Annotated in this window: 21 protein-coding genes; 18 read left to right on the plus strand and 3 right to left on the minus strand. The window is 41.6% G+C overall.

Features of this window, described 5'->3' with window-relative positions; genetic code table 11:
- From HMPREF1154_RS10345 to HMPREF1154_RS10400, 12 genes are all read left to right on the plus strand, one after another.
- Positions 1 to 677 (plus strand): hypothetical protein (locus HMPREF1154_RS10345; RefSeq protein WP_009642545.1); only part of this gene is annotated, 677 nt, incomplete at its 5' end.
- Positions 678 to 853: 176 nt separating this feature from the next.
- Positions 854 to 1,591 (plus strand): hypothetical protein, encoded by a 738-nt coding sequence (locus HMPREF1154_RS10350; protein WP_009642546.1) that lies wholly within the window; start codon positions 854 to 856, stop codon positions 1,589 to 1,591.
- A gap of 18 nt (positions 1,592 to 1,609) precedes the next feature.
- Positions 1,610 to 2,134: an NAD(P)H-dependent oxidoreductase gene (locus HMPREF1154_RS10355; RefSeq protein WP_034567364.1), complete on the plus strand. Its 525-nt coding sequence runs from the start codon at positions 1,610 to 1,612 to the stop codon at positions 2,132 to 2,134.
- 153 nt (positions 2,135 to 2,287) lie between these two features.
- Positions 2,288 to 2,926: a peptidase E gene (locus HMPREF1154_RS10360; RefSeq protein ID WP_034567368.1), complete on the plus strand. Its 639-nt coding sequence runs from the start codon at positions 2,288 to 2,290 to the stop codon at positions 2,924 to 2,926.
- Between the two features lie 8 nt (positions 2,927 to 2,934).
- Positions 2,935 to 3,483 (plus strand): hypothetical protein, encoded by a 549-nt coding sequence (locus tag HMPREF1154_RS10365; RefSeq protein WP_009642542.1) that lies wholly within the window; start codon positions 2,935 to 2,937, stop codon positions 3,481 to 3,483.
- 6 nt (positions 3,484 to 3,489) lie between these two features.
- On the plus strand, positions 3,490 to 4,164 hold the full coding sequence (locus tag HMPREF1154_RS10370) for a hypothetical protein (RefSeq protein ID WP_009642557.1): 675 nt from the start codon (positions 3,490 to 3,492) through the stop codon (positions 4,162 to 4,164).
- 50 nt (positions 4,165 to 4,214) lie between these two features.
- The gene (locus HMPREF1154_RS13560) at positions 4,215 to 4,367 is read left to right on the plus strand and encodes a hypothetical protein (protein ID WP_009642543.1); all 153 of its coding nucleotides are present in this window, start codon (positions 4,215 to 4,217) and stop codon (positions 4,365 to 4,367) included.
- A 58-nt stretch (positions 4,368 to 4,425) separates the two neighbouring features.
- On the plus strand, positions 4,426 to 4,845 hold the full coding sequence (locus HMPREF1154_RS10380) for an LNS2 domain-containing protein (protein ID WP_009642561.1): 420 nt from the start codon (positions 4,426 to 4,428) through the stop codon (positions 4,843 to 4,845).
- 45 nt (positions 4,846 to 4,890) lie between these two features.
- Entirely contained in the window at positions 4,891 to 5,709 is an 819-nt protein-coding gene (locus HMPREF1154_RS10385) for a DNA alkylation repair protein (RefSeq protein WP_009642553.1), read from the plus strand.
- Between the two features lie 31 nt (positions 5,710 to 5,740).
- Positions 5,741 to 6,454, plus strand: coding sequence for a GNAT family N-acetyltransferase (locus HMPREF1154_RS10390; RefSeq protein WP_009642547.1), 714 nt, complete (start codon positions 5,741 to 5,743; stop codon positions 6,452 to 6,454).
- An 8-nt stretch (positions 6,455 to 6,462) separates the two neighbouring features.
- On the plus strand, positions 6,463 to 7,209 hold the full coding sequence (locus HMPREF1154_RS10395; protein WP_315237763.1) for an SDR family oxidoreductase: 747 nt from the start codon (positions 6,463 to 6,465) through the stop codon (positions 7,207 to 7,209).
- 22 nt (positions 7,210 to 7,231) lie between these two features.
- Positions 7,232 to 10,390 carry an efflux RND transporter permease subunit gene (locus HMPREF1154_RS10400; protein ID WP_034567366.1) on the plus strand — a complete coding sequence of 1,053 codons (3,159 nt, stop codon included), beginning with the start codon at positions 7,232 to 7,234 and terminating at the stop codon, positions 10,388 to 10,390.
- A 113-nt stretch (positions 10,391 to 10,503) separates the two neighbouring features.
- Here the strand turns inward: HMPREF1154_RS10400 and lipA are convergent, their stop codons facing one another.
- The 3 genes from lipA to HMPREF1154_RS10415 all read right to left on the minus strand — a co-directional run bounded on the left by lipA (position 10,504) and on the right by HMPREF1154_RS10415 (position 13,987).
- Positions 10,504 to 11,376, minus strand: a complete 873-nt coding sequence (gene lipA, locus HMPREF1154_RS10405) for a lipoyl synthase (RefSeq protein ID WP_009642548.1) — start codon at positions 11,374 to 11,376, stop codon at positions 10,504 to 10,506.
- A 63-nt stretch (positions 11,377 to 11,439) separates the two neighbouring features.
- Positions 11,440 to 12,684, minus strand: coding sequence for a sulfate adenylyltransferase subunit 1 (locus HMPREF1154_RS10410; protein WP_009642554.1), 1,245 nt, complete (start codon positions 12,682 to 12,684; stop codon positions 11,440 to 11,442).
- A gap of 22 nt (positions 12,685 to 12,706) precedes the next feature.
- Positions 12,707 to 13,987, minus strand: coding sequence for a M23 family metallopeptidase (locus HMPREF1154_RS10415; protein ID WP_198004486.1), 1,281 nt, complete (start codon positions 13,985 to 13,987; stop codon positions 12,707 to 12,709).
- Positions 13,988 to 14,226: 239 nt separating this feature from the next.
- Between HMPREF1154_RS10415 and HMPREF1154_RS10420 the strand changes: the two genes are divergently transcribed.
- The 6 genes from HMPREF1154_RS10420 (at position 14,227) to HMPREF1154_RS10445 (ending at position 19,592) form a co-directional block, all read left to right on the plus strand.
- Positions 14,227 to 14,487, plus strand: coding sequence for a phosphopantetheine-binding protein (locus tag HMPREF1154_RS10420; RefSeq protein WP_009642558.1), 261 nt, complete (start codon positions 14,227 to 14,229; stop codon positions 14,485 to 14,487).
- A gap of 1 nt (position 14,488) precedes the next feature.
- On the plus strand, positions 14,489 to 15,691 hold the full coding sequence (locus HMPREF1154_RS10425) for a beta-ketoacyl-[acyl-carrier-protein] synthase family protein (RefSeq protein ID WP_009642555.1): 1,203 nt from the start codon (positions 14,489 to 14,491) through the stop codon (positions 15,689 to 15,691).
- Positions 15,692 to 15,729: 38 nt separating this feature from the next.
- On the plus strand, positions 15,730 to 16,896 hold the full coding sequence (locus HMPREF1154_RS10430; protein ID WP_034567369.1) for a PDDEXK nuclease domain-containing protein: 1,167 nt from the start codon (positions 15,730 to 15,732) through the stop codon (positions 16,894 to 16,896).
- 101 nt (positions 16,897 to 16,997) lie between these two features.
- Positions 16,998 to 17,249 (plus strand): hypothetical protein, encoded by a 252-nt coding sequence (locus tag HMPREF1154_RS10435; protein ID WP_009642556.1) that lies wholly within the window; start codon positions 16,998 to 17,000, stop codon positions 17,247 to 17,249.
- Positions 17,250 to 17,541: 292 nt separating this feature from the next.
- The gene (locus tag HMPREF1154_RS13025; protein ID WP_009642559.1) at positions 17,542 to 18,294 is read left to right on the plus strand and encodes an ankyrin repeat domain-containing protein; all 753 of its coding nucleotides are present in this window, start codon (positions 17,542 to 17,544) and stop codon (positions 18,292 to 18,294) included.
- 209 nt (positions 18,295 to 18,503) lie between these two features.
- Positions 18,504 to 19,592 carry a hypothetical protein gene (locus HMPREF1154_RS10445; RefSeq protein WP_009642552.1) on the plus strand — a complete coding sequence of 363 codons (1,089 nt, stop codon included), beginning with the start codon at positions 18,504 to 18,506 and terminating at the stop codon, positions 19,590 to 19,592.
- The last annotated feature ends 96 nt before the right edge of the window (positions 19,593 to 19,688 follow it).

Here is a 19,688-nt window from a genome sequence, read left to right on the forward strand (position 1 = left end):
ATATTTTTGTAAAAGAGCAACCGTGGCTTAAAAACCATTTTCTGCCCTTGATGCGTATTGATTTAGCCGAAATCAACCCCGATTGGGCAGGAAAAAAGGTGTATATGCTCTGTCCTTTTGAGCCTTACGAAGGTTATATAGGCGATAATACCACTGAATATCACAACGAATATACCGCACCTAACTGGTTAGCTTTCCGATTGATTGATGATAATAAGTTCGAGTTCTTAGGGAACGAAGGATTTTTTGAAAGAACTAAATATCATAACTGGGATTTCAATTCCGAAGAAGAAAAGGAATTTCAAGAAATGCAGAAAGGCTACGAGAAAAGTAAAGCAAATTTCGAGAAATACGGTTCATTGGTGAGTTTACAGTTTCCTGAATATGATGGAAAACCTAACTTTACTAAATTTTTAGATATATTAGGAGGACATATAATAGGAGGAAATTGGGTAGGTACAATTAGTAGCAAAGAATATCCAAAGGCTTTTGATATGAAATTAGATTATGAAGATGAAGATTCTGATAAATGGATTAAAATTTCCTATCAAGGAAACCCCTTTTACTTTGTAGCAAGTACTCCTAACTATAGTTGGTGTGATGGGCATATCGATGCTATCATTATGATGTATGAGCCCGTAAGCCGTATCGTGCTATATACTTTTGATTTTTCATAACATCTCTTTTGTGGTATGTGTAGGGGCAAAGTCTGCGAAGCAGAGTATGTGAGTCAATTCGCCCTCTTTGAAGCAGAGGGAGATAGTAACCATTTTACTAATAAAAACGATTTAATACATTAAAGACTCCCTTATCTCCCCTCCTTCGGAGGGGGCAGGGGGAGGAATTTAAAACTATGACAGCAAGAGAAGAAATCCAAGAATTAAACGACCATTTGCAGGCGTTCCCCAAAGCGGAAGATATTTTTGTAAAAGAGCAACCGTGGCTTAAAAACCATTTTCTGCCCTTGATGCGTATTGATTTAGCAGAAATCAATCCCGATTGGGCAGGACAAAAGGTGTATATGTTGTGTCCTTTTGAGCCTTACGAAGGTTATATAGGCGATAATACCACTAAGTATCACAACGAATATACCGCGCCTAACTGGCTGGCTTTCCGATTGACTGGTGATAATAAGTTCGAGTTTCTCGGTAAGGAAGGATATTTTGAGCGAACCGCTATTCACAACTGGGATTTTGACTCCAAAGAGGAGGAACTCTTTCAGGAAATGGCTGATAATTATGAGAAAAGTAAAGCAAATGTAGCCAAATATGGTACATTGGTGAATTTGCGTTATCCTGAATATAATGGGAAACTGAATAAGGAAAACTATTTGGAGATATTAGGGGGAGAACCTCAGTATGGCAACTGGTGCTCCACAATTGAAGACGAGGAATATCCGAAGGCTTTTAAGATGCATATAGAAGATGGAGAAGCCGACGATGAAGTATTGTTTGACATTTCATACCAAGGAAACCTTTTTTATCTCGTAGCCGAAACAGGGGCTTACGACTGGGTAGGTTCTGGAGGCTATATCATTATGTTGTATGAGCCTGTAAGCCGTATCGTGCTATTCACTTTTGATTATTCGTAAATTATATGAAAACACTTAATCGTAACACACCCTCATATAGAGGATTCTCTCATCAACAAACGTTGGATCGAGGAGCTTGAGAAATACCCAGAACAATATACCATACATCAGTTGTACAAAGTATATCCAGACGAACATATCGATGTTAAGAAAGAACAACAACTGATAGAGCAGTATGACCATATTGTATTTCAGTTTCCACTCTATTGGTTTAGTATGCCCCCATTGTTAAAGAAGTGGTTAGACGAAGTTCTTACCTACGGTTGGGCTTACGGAAGCAAAAGTGGTTATAAAGTAGGAGGTAAAAAGGTAACGCTTGCCATTTCGGCAGGTATAGATGAACATGAATATGCACATAACGGAAAATACAAATATACCCTTAAGGAATTGTTACGTCCGTTTGAACTCACATTCGAATATATTCATGCCGATGAGTATCCGTTTTTTGCTTATTACGGCATTGAGCTGAATAGTACAACCGAATGGATTGAGAGAAGTGTACCGCTATATAAGCAGTTTTTAGAGGAATTTACTAAACAATAGTTAGGTTACATATCTTTATAAAGTTCGACTCGTCCAGTAACAGCAATTGGTGTCGCAAATAAGATGATAAAATTAATAACAACGATAGTTCTGTGTAGTATTTTTTCTTTTTCAAAAGGTCAAAATATACTATCGAATAACACAAATACAAATATGAAAAGATTATTTTTAACCTCATCATTCAGTTCAGTAGCCAAATTGTTTGAAGATTTTGCAGGTGAACCCGTAAAAGGGAAAAAACTTGTTTTTATCCCAACAGCAAGTTTGGTAGAAAAAGTGCGTTTTTATGTAGATGATGATAGAAAAGCCTTTGAAAAATTAGGGCTTATCATAGAAGAATTAGAAATTTCTACCGCTACAACCGAAGAAATAGCTACAGCATTAGAGCGAAATGATTATATTTTTATCTCTGGAGGGAATACATTCTACCTAATGCAAGAACTAAAAAAGAAAGGGGCTGACAAGCTACTTATAGAACAAATTAATAATGGAAAGTTGTACATAGGTACTTCAGCGGGTTCTATCATTGCCTCTCCTACTATTGAATTTGTTAGCGATATGGACGAGACCAAAAAAGTTCCAGAACTCACTGATTATTCGGGATTACATTTGGTAGATTTTTACTTTTTGCCTCATTATCTGAATTTTCCATATAAGGAAGCTACTCAAAAAATAGTAAACGAATATTCACAGAAAATAGATCTGAGACCTATTTCTAACAATCAAGTAATTACCGTTTTAGGTAATGAAATAAAAACACTTGAAAAACCCAAAAGAGGAACTAAGAAATAGTTTTGATAATGGCCAATATTCTATTACAACAATTAGAAAATGCCCTCCCTAAGGGAATGCAAATCCCAGAGGAACTCCGCCAACTCTATCAGTGGATAGAGGATAACGGCTATTATGAGGACGCAGATGATGGGGTACGTTATGGGTATCTCTATCCCAAAAGTGCTTTTAGGGAGACCTATCTTAATGATGACCCCGATGTAGATATTGATATTGCTTTCTTTGTAGAAGAAGAAAACTTTCGCAAAGAACTCCTAACCATTTCTTTTGGAAAGAATGTCGATGATGCTGCTGAGCGTTTTTTGATAATTGCCGAAAATCTATACAGCGGTTCTATGGTAGCCTTGTGGGTAGACTACAGGGGAACCACTCAAATAGTGCGTATGATTAGGGGTGAGGAGGCGGACAAATGGCAAGTGGTAAAAAAGCAATTGAACTTCTACAGAGCGCCTATACGTACCAGCGGAATAGATATTTTTGTACCTATGGGCATAGAGGATAATGGCTTAAATGAGGACTTTGAAGGTTGGTATGATGCGATGACATATGAATCGTAAAGAAAAATGAAAAATATTTTATTACAACAATTAGAAAATGTCCTCCCAAAGGGAATGCAAATTCCCGAAGAACTCCGCCAACTCTATCAGTGGATAGAAGATAATGGCTATTATATGGATACCAAAGGCGTACGTTATGGCTGGCTCTTTCCCGAAGATAAGATAAAAGAAAGCTGGACGGACAACGAGCGTATAGGGGGCACGATGATTACTTTCAATGTAGATGAAGAATCTTATCGCAATGAACTATTGGAAATACAGTACAAAGAGCACCTCGAGGAGGTAAAACGCCGTTTGCTCGTCTTCGCGCAGAGTGGTGCTGATGGTTCAGAATGTGCCTTGTGGCTCGATGATGATGGGCGTACCCAAATCGTGCATATCGGGTCAGGTTCAGGCTCTATGATGACCTGTATATTGGTGAAAAACGCTTTGGATTTCTTGCGCCTTTTAGCCATTGGTTATGATGAAATTTGCTGGGATGAGGATTATCCACTCCCTCCTAATAGCAACAAAGACAATACATTCGTTCACCCCAATACACAATACCAAGAGTGGGTGCAAAATATGTTTCATACCACTATCCCCGCAATAGGATTAGAAGTGGTAACCCCTCATAGTATGGATGACGAAACAACCGATGACCCTTTTTCAAATTGGTTTTTTGAAATGACAGATGAGTAATAAGAAACACCTCTATATCATAGCAGGTTGTAATGGTGCAAAAAATAGCTATGAAAAAGAAAGAAGCTAAGAAAGAGAGTCTGAAAGACAAACTTTTAAAAGGTTTAGACCTTGCTTATGAGCGAATGATTGCCCAAAAGCGCAAGAATAATCAAAAGATTGTGGTGCGCCGTGAAGGCAAAATCGTTACTATAACTCCGTGATAATGGGTGTATTATCAAGCGGATACATAAATAAATTAACCTACATAACTGATGCATTATGATTGAAAAATTTACCTTACAAGAAGACGCACATGGGCATAAGAACCCTATATTGCCCGAAGGAGTGAAGAACTACCTCATAGATATTGATGGTACTATATGCGAGGATATCCCCAACGAACAACCCGAGAAAATGATTACAGCCGAGGTATTCCCCGATGCACTGGAACAGGTGAACAAATGGTATGACCAAGGACATGTGATCCATTTTTTTACCTCACGTACCGAAGCACTCCGCGAGATTACCGAACAGTGGCTTGATAAGCATGGTTTTAAGTACCATGGCATCATCTTTGGCAAACCACGTGGAGGTAATTATCATTGGATAGATAACCATATCGTAAAGGCTACCCGCTACAAAGGCAAATTCACCGATTTTGTCCTCAAAGAAGAAACCATAGAAGTCTTTAACGATTAGCAGTAAACCTTGTCCAATGGGATAATTGACAGATTAATTAGATTCATGACCGAAGACATCAAAAACAGAAAAGGGGCTCAAAAGGCGGTAGATATCCCTTTGGAAGTACTTTCGCTATTAAATGAGGGACGTATAGAAACGGTAAACCTTACCGAATGGCTGGCTGTAGATCATTCACAGCTGGTAGCGTCTGTTTTTCCTGCTTTGGAGATTGATAAAGATATCATAGAAGAGTTGGTTCGCCAAATCAATCAGCAAAAGAAACCTTCTACAATGAATATGATTAAGCTCATAGGTGCATTGTTATACGAAAAATATGTACATACTGACCTCTATGAGCCTTTGTTTAGGCAACTTAGCACGCATTTGTCCGATTCAGTGCGCTGTTATGCTTGTTATTTGGTAGCTTTGCATGACGATATTCCTTTAGAAGATAAGCTACACAAACTAAAACCCTTGGTAGCTGATAGTCATTTTGGCGTTCGTGAGATTATTTGGATGGCCTTACGCCCCGAAATGAGTGAACATCTGGACTTCTCTATTGCTTTTCTTTCCGATTGGGCAGAAAGCGAAGATGAGAATATCCGCAGGTTTAGTACAGAAGCCTTGCGCCCACGGGGTGTTTGGTGTGCTCATATAGAAGCCTTGAAAGAAAAGCCAGAGGTGTATTTGCCTATATTAGACAAATTGAAGTCTGATAAGGCAAAGTATGTGCAAGATAGCGTAGGGAATTGGCTGAACGATGCCAGCAAAACCCGCCCTGATTTCGTAACAGCCCTTTGTGAGCGTTGGGAAAGCGAAAGCCCTACCAAAGAAACCAAGTATATTGTAAAAAAGGCGCTGAGAACCCTTGCTGCTAAATAGTAAGGCGTATCAACCAATTATGATTAACAGAATGACCACAAACGAATATCATCAACCCATAGGGGAGGCATTACCTGATTTTTCAGCAGGAGAACCCCCTCATATAACCCTCTTAGAGGGGAATTATTGTCGGTTGGAACGCCTTTCTGTAGCCAAACATTTGGACGATTTGAGTGATTTCTATCTGGAAGCCAAAGCTGTAATGCCCGATTGGACGTACCTTTCTATAGCTCCTGTGAAGAACAAAGAGGCCTTGCACGCTTTACTCACCAAGCAGGAAGCCGCTGCCGATCCTTATTTTCTGGCGATTGTAGATAAGCAAACGCAAAAGGCAGTGGGTACGCTCGCCCTAATGCGTATAGACCCTAAAAACAGAGTGATAGAAGTGGGCTGGGTGAACTATTCGCCTGCTTTGCAGCGTACACGTATGGCTACAGAGGCGCAGTATCTCTTGGCAAAATATGTGTTTGAAACCCTCCAGTACAGACGCTACGAATGGAAATGCGATAGCCTTAATGCGCCTTCGCGCCGTGCCGCGGAGCGCTTGGGGTTTGTCTATGAGGGGACATTTAGGCAAGCAGTTGTCTACAAAGGGCGTTCGCGTGACACTGCGTGGTTTGCTATGATTGACAAAGAATGGGAGGGTAACAAACGTGCTCTTGAGCAATGGCTTTCTCCTGATAATTTTGATTCACAAGGCAAGCAACGACAGTCTTTGCGCGCCATTAGACAAACTAACATATAGTAATTATGATCGAAAATATCAAAAATAAAGTAGTGATTATCACCGGTGCCAGCAGTGGCCTGGGTGAAGCAACCGCCCTGCTCTTGGCAAAATATGGAGCCAAGGTCGTCTTGGCCGCACGTCGCAAGGAGCGTTTGGAGAAATTGGCCGCGGAAATCACCGCTCAAGGAGGCGAAGCCCTTGTGGTAGTTGCCGATGTGGCTGTACAGAGCGATGTGGAGCATATCGCTAAGGAGACGCTTAAGACTTATGGCCGTATCGATGTACTGATTAACAACGCTGGCATCATGCCACAAGCCACTTTGGACAAACTCAAGGTGGAGGAGTGGGACAAGATGATTGACATCAATATAAAAGGGGTACTCTATGGCATCGCAGCAGTACTCCCCACTATGCAACAGCAACACAGTGGGCATATCATCAACCTATCCTCGGTAGCAGGATTGCGGGTAGCCGCAGGTCGTGGTACGGTGTATAGTGGTACCAAGTTTGCCGTCAAAGCCATTAGCGAGGGCTTACGTGCTGAGGTGGCTAAGGATAATATCCGTGTCACCACTCTCTACCCTGGGGCGGTGGAGAGCGAACTCAAGTATGGTAGCTCCGACCCTGAGGCCAGTGCCAACATACAGGCGTTCTATAAAGAATATGAGATTCCTGCCAGCTCCGTGGCCAGAGCCATAGCCTATGCCATAGGTGAACCCGAAGAGGTAGCTATCAACGAGATTACACTCCGCCCTACCCGCCAAGAATTTTAGAACAAAGAATAATTAGTGTTATATGATTAAAAGTTTTATTAACAGACCAGTGCTATCAACGGTAGTCTCTATCATGATAGTCATTTTAGGGATATTGGGGATTATATCCTTACCTATTTCTCAATATCCAGATATTGCTCCTGTAACAGTGTCAATTAGTGCTAACTATGGGGGTGCTAACGCCGAAACAGTACTCAAGTCGGTGGTCATTCCTATTGAAGAACAAGTCAATGGGGTAGAGAATATGGATTATATCTCCTCTTCAGCCTCTAATAGTGGTTCTGCTAATATCACTGTGTATTTCAAACAAGGGACAAATGGGGATATTGCTGCGGTGAATGTACAGAATGCGGTCTCACGTGCCAATGCCTCTCTCCCTTCAGAGGTAGTGCAATCGGGGGTGACGGTACGCAAACAGAACTCTGGGAACCTGATGTTCCTTACTTTCTTTTCAGAAAATAAGGAGTTGGACGATGTGTTCTTACAGAACTACCTAAATATCAATGTTATTCCTGCACTCAAGCGTATCAGTGGGGTAGGAGATGCCGCTGTCTTTGGCGGAAAGAACTATTCTATGCGCGTATGGCTTGACCCTCAGAAGCTCCAAGCCTATAAGCTAAATCCAACGGAGGTAACGGCAGCTATTTCTGCTCAGAGCCGTGAGGCGGCTGCCGGTACATTAGGACAAAATAGCGGGAGTAGCTATGAGTATGTTATCAAATACAAAGGAAAATACAAGGAAGTTTCAGAATATGAAAATATAGTACTCAAAGCCCTTGATGGTGGGCGTATGCTCCGCCTGAAAGATGTGGCCAAAATAGAACTTGATGCCTTAAGTTATACAGGTTTTTCCGAAAGTAAAGGTCGCCCAGCGGTGGCTATGGGGATCTCACAAACACCAGGGTCTAATGCCCATGAGATTATTCAAAATATTGAAAGTTATCTTAAATCGATAGAGCCTACCCTGCCCGAAGGAATTACTTATACTATTAACTTTAATGCTAATACCTTCCTTGATGCAGCTATTTCCAAAGTGGTTTCTACCCTTTTGGAGGCATTCCTATTGGTGTTCCTTGTGGTGTATATCTTCTTGCAAGATTTCCGTTCTACACTGATTCCAGCTATTGCCGTACCAGTCTCTATTGTGGGTACGTTCTTCTTCCTAAACCTCTTCGGCTACTCTATCAATATGCTTACCTTGTTTGCTTTGGTATTGGCCATTGGTATTGTGGTGGATGATGCCATTGTCGTGGTGGAGGCTGTCCATGCCAAGATGGAACAGACGCACGAGAAAGCCAAGCCAGCCACTATCTCCGCTATGAATGAGATTACAGGGGCGATTATCTCCATTACTTTGGTGATGGCAGCAGTGTTCGTGCCGGTAACCTTTATGGGAGGTACTACAGGGGTATTCTATAAGCAATTTGGGGTAACCCTTATCGTAGCGATTGCTATTTCGGCTATTAATGCGCTTACCCTCAGTCCTGTATTGTGTTCTCTTTTCCTAAAACCTCATGGAGATAAGGAGTATGAGGAAAAATCTTGGATAGGTAAGTTCTTCCATAAGTTCAATATTGCTTTCAATGCGGCAACTCTTAAGTACGGGAAGACTTTTACTTTTTTCCTTCGTCACAAATGGGTAACCTTAGTGCTTTTTGTTTTGGCTGGGGGAGGTATTTATTATGCCAATAGCCAGATGAAGTCGGGCTTTGTGCCTAACGAAGACCAGGGCTTTGTAATGATGAATGCAGAGATGATACCAGGCGCCTCAATGGAACGTGTAGCCAATGTAATGCGTGAGGTGAACGAAAAACTATCCAATATTCCTGGTGTTGAGAATGCTACCTTTGTTACCGGACGTGGTATGCTTTCGGGAGAAGGTAGTAATAACGGTATGGGCTTTTTAAAACTCAAACCTTTCAAAGAACGTTCTAAAATACCAGGGCAAGATATAAATACCATTATTCAGCGTGCTTTTGGGGCTGCTTCCTCTATCAAGGATGCTAAAGTTATCTTCTTCCAACCTTCATCAGTGCCAGGTTTTGGTCTTGGAGGTGGTGTGTCATTTGTGCTATTGGATAAGGCAGGAAGTGAACTAAGTCAGGTGAATACTGATGTACAGAAATTCCTATCTGCCTTAATGCAACGCCCTGAAATACAGTTTGCTCAAACCTCCTTCAACGTAGATTATCCTCAATATCAGATGAATATCAATGTCGAGCGCGCTATGCAATCGGGGATAGCAGTAAGTACGATCCTCTCTACTTTGCAGAACTACATAGGGGGCTTCTATGCTACCGACTTTACCCTCTATGGTAAGCAGTATCGTGTAATGGTACAGGCATTGCCTGAAGCTCGTAAGGATCTCAATAGCCTTAATAGTCTATATGTAAAAACAGGCAATGGGCAGATGGCTCCTATATCGGAATTTGTAACTTTAAACCGTACCTTTGGGGCTCAATCACTTAGCCGTTATAACCTTTTTACCTCTGTAGCTGTTTCGGCACAGAACAATCCTGCTTATAGTTCAGGAGACGCTATAAAAGCAGTGGAAGAGGTAGCGGCTCAGACGCTTAATGCCAACTATAGTATTGACTATACAGGTCTTTCCCGTGAGGAACAAAGTTCAGGCTCACAGACTATCCTTATTTTTATGTTGAGCTTGGTATTTACCTACTTTATCCTATCGGCTCAGTACGAAAGCTATATCTTACCGCTTTCGGTACTTATGTCTTTGCCTTTTGGTATCTTTGGTGCCTACTTAGGTCAGTGGCTCTTTGGTTTGGAGAACAATATCTACTTCCAAATCTCACTCATTATGCTCATGGGGCTGTTGGCCAAGAATGCGATTTTGATTGTAGAGTTTGCTGTACAAAGGCGTCGACACGGTGAGAGTCTATCTAAGGCAGCGATCAATGCGGCTATGGCACGTTTGCGTCCTATCTTGATGACCTCCTTTGCCTTTATCGTGGGGTTATTACCATTGGTATTTGCCACAGGGGTAGGAGCTGCGGGTAACCGCTCGGTAGCCACAGGTGCTGCTGTAGGTCAGCTTATTGGTACGTTCTTCGGTCTGGTAGTAATCCCTGTACTCTTTGTGATATTCCAACACTTACAAGAGCTTATCAGTGGTGTAAAACAAAAAGAAGAGGTATTTGTCGCGCCTACGGATAACTATTAAGTGAAGAGTGAGGAGTGAAAAATGAAGAGTGAAAAAGTAATACTTAACAATGGTGTTACTTTTTCACTCTCTTTTTTTATAGCGTTTTTCACTCTTCGCTCTTCATTTTTCACCTATAAAACGTGTTTATACGCCTTATAAGAAGACCTTACCAAAGCGCTACTTTCAAAGTGGCGGAAGCCTAAGGAGTCACCTATTTCCTTGTATTTTTGGAATTGGTCAGGAGTGATGAATTGTTTTACGGGCAGGTGTTTCTTAGAGGGTTGTAGGTATTGACCTATGGTAACTATATCTACTTTAGCCTCTTTTAGGTCATAGAGGGTTTGGATTACCTCTTCTTCGGTTTCACCAAGGCCGAGCATAATACCCGATTTGGTACGATGAGCACCATTCTCCTTCAGGTAGCGAAGCACCCCAAGGCTGCGGTCATATTGGGCTTGGATACGCACCTCGCGGGTTAGGCGACGTACGGTCTCCATGTTGTGAGAGATTACCTCAGGCGCTACGGCTAAGATGCGGTTGAGGTTGCGCTCTACACCTTGGAAATCGGGAATAAGAGTCTCAAGGGTTGTCTTGGGGTTCATACGGCGAATAGCCTTGACTGTTTCTGCCCAGATGATACTGCCCATGTCCTTGAGGTCATCACGGTCAACGGAAGTAATCACGGCATGGGTGATATTCATGAGCTTGATAGAGCGGGCAACTTTCTCAGGTTCTTCCCAATCTATAGTATCAGGCCGCCCTGTTTTCACCCCGCAGAAACCGCAGGAGCGCGTACAGATATTACCCAAAATCATAAAGGTAGCCGTACCATGTCCCCAGCATTCGCCCATATTAGGGCAACTTCCTGAGGTACAAATAGTGTTGAGCTGGTATTTATCTACCAAGCTACGTAATTCAGTATATTTTTTTCCTGTAGGCAGCTTTACCCTTAGCCATTGGGGTTTAGCGGTTTTTTCTACAGGAGCGGTTGTTGTAGTATCCATTTTTTAATTTTTAGTTGTAGGGGCGAATGACAATTCGCCCTATATATTTTCACTCTTCACTCTTCACTCTTCACTTATAAGTACGCCCCCTACAGTGGCATTGCTAGTCTCATCAATAAGGATAGCGCTGCCCATTTGTGGGTTTTCTTGGAAGGGGTCATAGACAAGGGGCGCTGCGGCTCGGAGCTGTACTCTTGCGATTTCGTTGAGTTTAAGGCTTTCTACCTCGGTGGTTTGCTCCAGTGTATTGACATCTATCTTGTAGATAATTTCCTTGACAATAACCTTTGTCAGGCGGCTGCGCTGTTGTAAGAGGTATTTGCCTCCTGGGCGTAGCTCTCTTCGATCCATCCAGCAGAGTGTTGCCTCTACGGTTTGTTCCATGTGAGGGGTATGATCGGGGTGTACAAAGTAATCCCCACGGGAGATATCTATATCATCGGCAATGTGGAGCACCACAGGCATACCAGCAGAGGCTTCGGCCACTTCCTTGCCGTCTATCTCTATTTTGGTAAGGGTAGTGGTGATACCTTCGGGGAGTATCTCAATAGTGTCTCCTTTTTGATAGCCTCCTGAGAGGATTTGTCCTGCATAACCACGGTAGTCGTGTAGGGCTTCTGTCTGAGGACGAATCACATACTGCACTTGGAAACGTGCATGAGGGTAGCTACTGGTGTTTATTTCTACCTTTTCCAGAAAGTGTAAGAGCGATTCTCCCTTATACCAAGGCATGGCATCGGTAGTATTTACGATATTGTCGCCTACAAAAGCTGAGATAGGGAAGTAATACACCTCTTTCAGGTGCAAGCGCTTGGCTATAGCCTCGTAATCCTTCTTAATTTCCTCGAAAACCTCCTGAGAGTAATCCACTAAGTCCATTTTGTTGACCGCTACCACTACTTTAGGAATATTTAGCAAGGAGGCGATGATGGAGTGTCGGCGGGTCTGCTCGGTAACACCATTGCGGGCATCTATAAGGATAATGATTAGGTCTGAGTTGGAGGCGCCTGTGATCATATTGCGTGTATACTGGGTATGTCCAGGAGCGTCGGCAATGATAAACTTACGTTTGTCGGTAGCAAAGTATCGGTAAGCCACATCTATAGTGATTCCTTGCTCACGCTCGGCACGAAGGCCATCGGTGAGAATGGCCAAATCCACTCCATCTTCATTTTTGTTCTTGGACTGCTGTTCAAGTACTTCAAGCTGATCGGCCAAAATACTCTTGCTATCATAAAGCAAGCGACCAATAAGGGTACTCTTTCCGTCATCTACACTACCGGCAGTGATAAATCTTAATATGTTCATTGTCTTGAGTTTAGGTAAAAATTTACTGAGCCTTGAGTGTATCGGGAACAACTTCTGCTTGCTCAGTAGTCTGTATATTCGTATAAGGCACCGCGTCCAACTGTTTTTTTAAGGGAGCGATGGCTTCCATATAGCGCGGTCTTAGCCTTTCATCAATGGGGGTAGCATCGGGGAGTTTCTCTTTAAGAGGGTCTACCTGTACCCCATTTTTCCAAAAGCGGTAACACACATGGGGGCCTGTGGCAAGTCCTGTGCTGCCTACCAGTCCGATGACTTCCCCTTGGGCTACATGCTGTCCTTTGCGGGCAATGATTTTGGACATGTGTAGGTATTGGGTTTCGTAGGTCTTGTCATGGCGAATCTTTACATAGTTTCCGTTGCCAGACCCATAGCCTGCTTGGGTTACGGTACCACTGGCGGTAGCACGGATAGGTGTGCCTGAAGGAGCGGCATAGTCAGTGCCAAAGTGCCCTTTCATCTGGTGGAGGATAGGGTGGTAACGCATACCATAGTGCGAGGTGATACGGAAGATGTCCAAAGGTGATTTGAGGAACATACGCTTCATCATATTTCCATTTTCATCATAGTAGCCCCCCGACTTGGTGGTATCTGCTTGGAAGTGAAAAGCATAGTAGGGCTTGCCCTTGTGCTCGAAGAAAGCGGCTTTTACTTGTACCAAACCCGCATTGATAGTATCATCTACATAGCGTTCGTCATAGATGATCTTGAACTTATCGTCTTCCTGTAGATTAAAGAAGTCAATGGTGTAGTCAAAAATCTGGGAAAGCTTATAGGCAGCGGCAAAGGATAAGCCTGATTTGGTCATATCATCAAGCAAGTTGTTCTTGATATAGCCTCCGCCCTCACGCTCCACAAGGGTTACCTTGCGGTCAATCTGGCGAATAGCGAGGGAATCTCTGGTTTTTATTTCTATAAAGTGTAGCAAGTCAGGCTGATAGAGAAAGTAGGCTAAGGAGTCAGGCTGTTTTTTGTCAAAGATAAGCGCATAGGCCTGTCCTGCCTTAAAGTTGCGTGGGCGTATCAGCTCCTTGGAGAGGTCGGCAATCTTGGCTACCCTTTCAGGGGGTACGCCATGGTTATTAAGCAGTGCACCGAAGGTATCGCCAGGCTTGAGGGTGTCCTTTATGATGTTGTATTCTAATAAGTTAAAACCATATTCATAGACAGGTTTGGGTGGTTCAGCCACTTGTTGCACAACGGGTGCAGGGGCTTTATCACGCTTACAAGCAGGGGCTATAGCCAAAATACCTGCCAGTAAAATACTTCCGAATAGTCTCTTCATTAGGGTACATGTATTGGGAGAGCAAAGTTCGTGCTTTTTTTCCAATGTAGAAAGTTTTTATTGTTAATTGTCAATTATCAATTGTTAATTGTTAAAAGTTAGACTATAGCTGCTGCTTCTACTTCTACTCTCTGTCTTCTGTCGACTGACTACTGACCACTGATAGCATATTTGTCACTTGTCACTTGTTATTTGTCATTAATTTTGTATCTTTGCAGAAATTATAAATCGTATAGATAATGGACGCACTCATTGCAGAACTCAAACAAAAAGTCGTAGAAGCACTTAACTTGGAAGAACTCTCCGCGGAGGAGATCAACGAAAATACCCCTCTCTTTGGAGCTGACGGATTGGGGCTGGACTCTATTGATGCTCTTGAGCTAATCGTACTCTTAGACAAAGAATATGGCATACGCCTCTCTGATCCTAAGCAAGGGAAGGAGATTTTCTATTCCATAGCCACTATGGCCGAATATATCCAAAAGCACAGAACCAAATAGCATGGCAGAAAGGATTGTTATCACAGCAATGGGGATTTGTTCCGCGCTGGGGGATAACCTTGAACAGCATCTTGCGGGCTTGCTTTCAGGACAATCGGGACTGTCTGTTGTAGAAAATGTATCTACCCTACACCGAGATCACATCAGGGTAGGGGAGATCAAGCATACCAATGACTTTCTTGCCCAGCAATTGGGGCTACCTGTGGTCAATCACTATTCCCGTACAGGGCTTTTGGGTATCTGGGCACTTAAGGAAGCTATCGGCCAGGCAGGACTTACCCCCACTGAAGTGGCACAGCTGAGTATGGTGATGGCCTCCAGTGTGGGCGGTATGGATATGACCGAGCGTTATTTCTACGCATATACTACCCAAGAGGAGCTGCGCCGCTATATTCCCTATCACAACATAGGAGAGGTAACAGGGCAGATAGCAGACTACTTCGGTATCAAAGGTTATGTAACCAGTGTCAGTACCGCTTGTTCGTCTTCAGCCAATGCCATACTTACAGCGGCCAACTTGCTTTGCACAGGTCGCGCCCAGCGTATAGCTGTAGGCGGTGCCGATGCGCTTTCAGTATTCACTATCAATGGCTTTAATAGCTTGATGATCCTCTCCGATGCTGATTGTACGCCCTTTGATGCACATCGTAAGGGGCTGAATCTGGGGGAGGCGGGGGCTTTCCTTATCATGGAGCGAGAGACTACCGCGTTAGCCGAGGGCAGAACCATCATAGGAGTACTCTCAGGGTGGGGCAATGCCAATGATGCCTATCACCAAACAGCCTCCTCCGAAGAAGGGGAAGGGGCTTTCTTGGCTATGCAACAGGCTTTGGCTATAAGCGGACTTGCCCCCAGCGATATAGACTATGTCAATGCCCATGGTACCGCCACGGTGAACAATGACCTTTCTGAGAGCCGTGCTCTGATGCGTATCTTTGGCGATGAGGTGTCTGACTTTAGCTCTACCAAACCCTTTACAGGGCATACCCTTGCGGTTGCCTCGGCTGTGGAGGCAATCTTCAGCCTTTTGGCAATTCAAGAAGGGGCTGTATGGCCTAACCTAAATTGGCAAACCCCTATGCCAGAGGTACCCCTCCGCCCACAGACAACCCTCAAGCGCAAGCCTATTAAGCATGTGCTGTCCAACTCCTTTGGCTTTGGAGGAAACTGCTCAACGGTTATTTTTAGTAAAGCCAACGAGTGACCACAGGGTATGTGAGTGAAAAGCGAAAAACGAACCTTATGGCAATATCAAATTATACCACTGCCACTGAGCAGATAAAAGAAGCCATTCTCAGCAGTCAATATACGGCTGCTAAGCAAGTAAATGCCGTACAACTCTCGTTGTATTACGGTGTAGGGCGCTATGTCTCCCAAAATACCCGTAAAGGAGTATGGGGTACAGGAGCTATAAAAGCTATTTCTGAACAGCTCCACAAAGAACTACCAGGACTTAGAGGTTTTAGCCCTTCTGCTATCAAAAATATGCGTGCCTTTTATGAGGCGTGGCAGGGGCTGGATACTAATTTGGAAACCGCGGTTGCCGAATTACAAATTGCTGACAAAGAAAGTTTTATCAATTCGCCAACCGCGGTTGGCGAATTAGAAAGAATAGAAGCACCCATATTGTTACCGCGTTTTGATATGCTTTATGACAATACTTTTCTTGAGGTACCATTTACTCATCATAGTATTATCATAGCAAAAGTGAAGGATATAGAAGAGCGTTTGTTTTATATCCGTAAATGTGCTAAAGAACATCTGAGTAAATATACTTTGATGAAGATTATAGATGAAGGTGTCTTCCAAAAGGAACCTATCCCTAATAATTTCTCCCAAACGCTCCCTTCTAAGAAATTAGCACGTAAAGCAGTTGAAATGTTCAAAGATGAGTATTTGCTCGATTTTATCAATGTAGAAGAGATAGGGGAACGTGATCTCGCGGATATAGACGAAAGGGTAGTAGAACAACAGATTATCCACAATGTAAAGAACTTTATCATGACTTTCGGCAAAGACTTTACTTTTGTAGGCAATCAATACCATTTGGAAGTGTTTGAGGTGGAACAATATCCTGATTTGCTCTTCTTTAACCGCGAACTTAACTGTTTGGTATGTGTGGAACTCAAAAAAGGCAATTTCAAGCCCTCTTATTTAGGACAACTCACGGCCTATTTGCGAATCTTAGATGACACTGTAAAGAAACCACACGAGAATCCTACCATAGGTATCATTCTTTGCAAAGACTTTAATAGAGATTTTGTAGAATACGTTATTCAAGACTATAACAAACCAATGGGAGTAGCCCGCTATACCACTACTGCTGAAATGCCTGAACAGCTTCAGCGTGTATTACCCGATATAGACGAACTACGCAAAGTATTGTCAAATCAGTCTACTGATAATTAGTAAATTAACCCTATAGACTCACAGTTTCTTATATATCAAAAGTAAGAAGGGAATATTCAGTAGAATATTATAATTGAGATTTATTAGTAAAAAAGTACATCATGGAAAATATGCCTCAGAACATAAGGCCTAAAGATTTGTCCTTTGTAGTACAAGCTATTGGTGCAGATATAGAACGTACTCAAGTACGGCTTATCACTTCAGCTAATGCTGATATGCTATTAGTGCAACAACTTGTTGCACTAATTCAGGATTCTGAAAAACAGAAAGATACATTTACGCAACAAGCTGTTGCGCAAATGGTGGCATCAGTACTGCCAACTATACGAGGAAGTAGAAGAAGAGCTATCTAAAATCAACAAACAAGTAAATTAACTCTATGGCAATATTAATCAAACTCAAGAACTTAGTCTGTGAGGCAGCGGAGGCTACGGGGTGTAGGGTGAAATAGAGGCCAGGCATCAAGTTTCAGGGATTCAGAGTCTGACTCGTTCGACTTGTCTGATATTCCTACCTCTAAAAAATAATCCAAAATAATTAGCAAATGAGAAATTAGTAAATCATGATGAATGCTCCAAAAACCTCCACAAAGAACCATCAGGACTTAGAGGCTTTAGCGAATTGAAATCAAAATTCTATAATTAGATGAAAAAAATACTATTTCTTTTTATTCTTAGCAGTTTTATAACCGCTTGTAGAGAACATAAGAAAACTTATGTTGCTGATATCAAAGAAAATTCAATTGCTATTGACTCTTTTTATTACAAAGAAAATGTATTTAAATATACTCAGCTGGGTATAGAGTGTAAAAGAGGAAATTTGGACAATGTAAAACAACTTCTTGCTAAAGGAGCAAATAGTAGATTTGCAAAAAAAGATGATTATTTGATATATGATGCTTTGTTTGTGTCTATAGAAAATCGTCATTTGCCTATTGTTAAATATCTTATAGAAAACAAAGCAGATATAAATCAAATATATACAGAAGAAGGACTAACACCTCTTGGATTAGCTCGCAAAATAGGAGACAAAGAGATTATTTCGTATCTTATTAAACAAGGTGCAATTAAGTACTCATCAGATTGGTTGGCAACATACTCAGGTCATTTTTTATATTTAAAAGAAGAAAAGGCAGACCCTCGTGCTTGGGGAAAAATCTTAGTAAAAATAGATGATAATATTGCTCGTTTGCAGATAGAAACTTATGATAAAAGTAATGATAAGGAATATGTTTTTGAAGAAGAAAAAAACAACAAAATTTCATTTGTAGATTTGAAAAGTGAGGATTATATAAAAATAATAAAGAAAAACAATACGTACCTTCTAAAGAGTTCTTTTTTAGATAGTTTGTTAGATGAAAACAACTTATATACAATAGAAAAAGTAATCAACAAATGAGAAAAATCAGCAAATTGACAAACCTCATTCACACCATACAGCAAGCCTTTTCTGGTGTTACCCTGGGCAGAACCATACGCTAAATATGTGATGCTACCAACGAAATTAAAGCCGAAATCGAACAATCTATCCACCAAGCCACCGATATTGATATAATACATTACCGATACCCAAAAAGAAATCAGCAAACTCAAAAACGATTTAACAAAATGAAACCCCTCTTAAGTGCCATATTACTCCTCTGTTGCAGCTGCCAATATTTCTCATCCTCTCCTGTCCAAGGGGAGGCAGTAAAAACAGCTGATGTGGTTTATACAGAAAAGAAGGATTCAGTTGAGGAAACACACTCTGAAGGTAAAAGAATAGGGAACCCTATTGATTATAATGCACCTACCATTAAAGAAGTTTATGTAACCACCCGCGATAGTATTGAACTTTATGAAGAAGCCGACGACAAAAGTACGCATCTTGGTAAATTACCTTATGCTGAAAAAGTAGAGGTAGTTCAAGAATTTAAGTATTGGTATGGCATAAAACAGCGCACCCAAAGGAAGTACAAGCGCGATGGCGAGGAGATTATCTTGTGGCAATGGGAAAAACTCTTTATAAAGAGAGAACAAACGGGCGATATTAGCCAAATAAAACTTAACTATAAAGAGCTGATTACTACTGAAGACAAGAAACCGCTCAAGAAAATAAACATTCGTTTTGTGACTAAAGACGAATATCTCGCTCAAAAAGCCAATGCGGTTGATTTTATAGATACTACCAATACTATCAAAAAAGTAAAAGGGAAACTGCGCCTTCCTTGTCAGGAGTGCAAAAACAAATATGTTACTTATATTGATAGCCTTGCACCTAAGTACGATGACAATAGAATAGAACATACCTATATGGGGGAAATACCCTTTCTAAATCAATATCTTATCTGTATTACTGGCTATGAATATTGGGATTATATCTTGATTGACAAAACCACAGGTAAAAAGTTTACTTTAGCCGCTTATCCTTATATTACCCCAGATAGACAATATTTTATGACTCTATTAGACAATGTCTATGAAGGAGTTACTGAATTTTCACTTTATAGTATTGATGAGACAAATAAAATAAAGCAAGTATTTTCAACCGCTTTTACCCAGTGGGCATTAGTATTAGATGAAAAGGATAGAGAACAAGTCTTTATGGGAAGTGACGGAAGTCTCTATGCCAAAGTAATTAATGTCTCTGTTCGTTGGGATCAAAAAGGGTACTATAACCCACGAGGTCAGTATATCTGTATTAGTATTAAAAAATAAGGTGGTGCTTCAAAAAGTATGATACAACTTTAGATATACCCATAATTGATATAAAAGAAAGCTAAAGCAAAGGCCTTTAGATGATTTATTTGTTTC

The organism is Capnocytophaga sp. CM59 (genome assembly GCF_000293175.1).
Classification (GTDB): domain Bacteria; phylum Bacteroidota; class Bacteroidia; order Flavobacteriales; family Flavobacteriaceae; genus Capnocytophaga; species Capnocytophaga granulosa.

What these genes read in the sequence shown, in the direction of transcription:
- HMPREF1154_RS10350 (WP_009642546.1), top strand. Translation starts at nt 854, where the DNA reads ATGACAGCAAGAGAAGAAATCCAAGAATTAAACGACCATTTGCAGGCG.
- HMPREF1154_RS10360 (WP_034567368.1), top strand. Translation starts at nt 2,288, where the DNA reads ATGAAAAGATTATTTTTAACCTCATCATTCAGTTCAGTAGCCAAATTG.
- HMPREF1154_RS10365 (WP_009642542.1), top strand. Translation starts at nt 2,935, where the DNA reads ATGGCCAATATTCTATTACAACAATTAGAAAATGCCCTCCCTAAGGGA.
- HMPREF1154_RS10370 (WP_009642557.1), top strand. Translation starts at nt 3,490, where the DNA reads ATGAAAAATATTTTATTACAACAATTAGAAAATGTCCTCCCAAAGGGA.
- HMPREF1154_RS13560 (WP_009642543.1), top strand. Translation starts at nt 4,215, where the DNA reads ATGAAAAAGAAAGAAGCTAAGAAAGAGAGTCTGAAAGACAAACTTTTA.
- HMPREF1154_RS10380 (WP_009642561.1), top strand. Translation starts at nt 4,426, where the DNA reads ATGATTGAAAAATTTACCTTACAAGAAGACGCACATGGGCATAAGAAC.
- HMPREF1154_RS10385 (WP_009642553.1), top strand. Translation starts at nt 4,891, where the DNA reads ATGACCGAAGACATCAAAAACAGAAAAGGGGCTCAAAAGGCGGTAGAT.
- HMPREF1154_RS10390 (WP_009642547.1), top strand. Translation starts at nt 5,741, where the DNA reads ATGACCACAAACGAATATCATCAACCCATAGGGGAGGCATTACCTGAT.
- HMPREF1154_RS10400 (WP_034567366.1), top strand. Translation starts at nt 7,232, where the DNA reads ATGATTAAAAGTTTTATTAACAGACCAGTGCTATCAACGGTAGTCTCT.
- lipA (WP_009642548.1), bottom strand. Translation starts at nt 11,376, where the DNA reads ATGGATACTACAACAACCGCTCCTGTAGAAAAAACCGCTAAACCCCAA.
- HMPREF1154_RS10410 (WP_009642554.1), bottom strand. Translation starts at nt 12,684, where the DNA reads ATGAACATATTAAGATTTATCACTGCCGGTAGTGTAGATGACGGAAAG.
- HMPREF1154_RS10415 (WP_198004486.1), bottom strand. Translation starts at nt 13,987, where the DNA reads ATGAAGAGACTATTCGGAAGTATTTTACTGGCAGGTATTTTGGCTATA.
- HMPREF1154_RS10420 (WP_009642558.1), top strand. Translation starts at nt 14,227, where the DNA reads ATGGACGCACTCATTGCAGAACTCAAACAAAAAGTCGTAGAAGCACTT.
- HMPREF1154_RS10425 (WP_009642555.1), top strand. Translation starts at nt 14,489, where the DNA reads ATGGCAGAAAGGATTGTTATCACAGCAATGGGGATTTGTTCCGCGCTG.
- HMPREF1154_RS10430 (WP_034567369.1), top strand. Translation starts at nt 15,730, where the DNA reads ATGGCAATATCAAATTATACCACTGCCACTGAGCAGATAAAAGAAGCC.
- HMPREF1154_RS10435 (WP_009642556.1), top strand. Translation starts at nt 16,998, where the DNA reads ATGGAAAATATGCCTCAGAACATAAGGCCTAAAGATTTGTCCTTTGTA.
- HMPREF1154_RS13025 (WP_009642559.1), top strand. Translation starts at nt 17,542, where the DNA reads ATGAAAAAAATACTATTTCTTTTTATTCTTAGCAGTTTTATAACCGCT.
- HMPREF1154_RS10445 (WP_009642552.1), top strand. Translation starts at nt 18,504, where the DNA reads ATGAAACCCCTCTTAAGTGCCATATTACTCCTCTGTTGCAGCTGCCAA.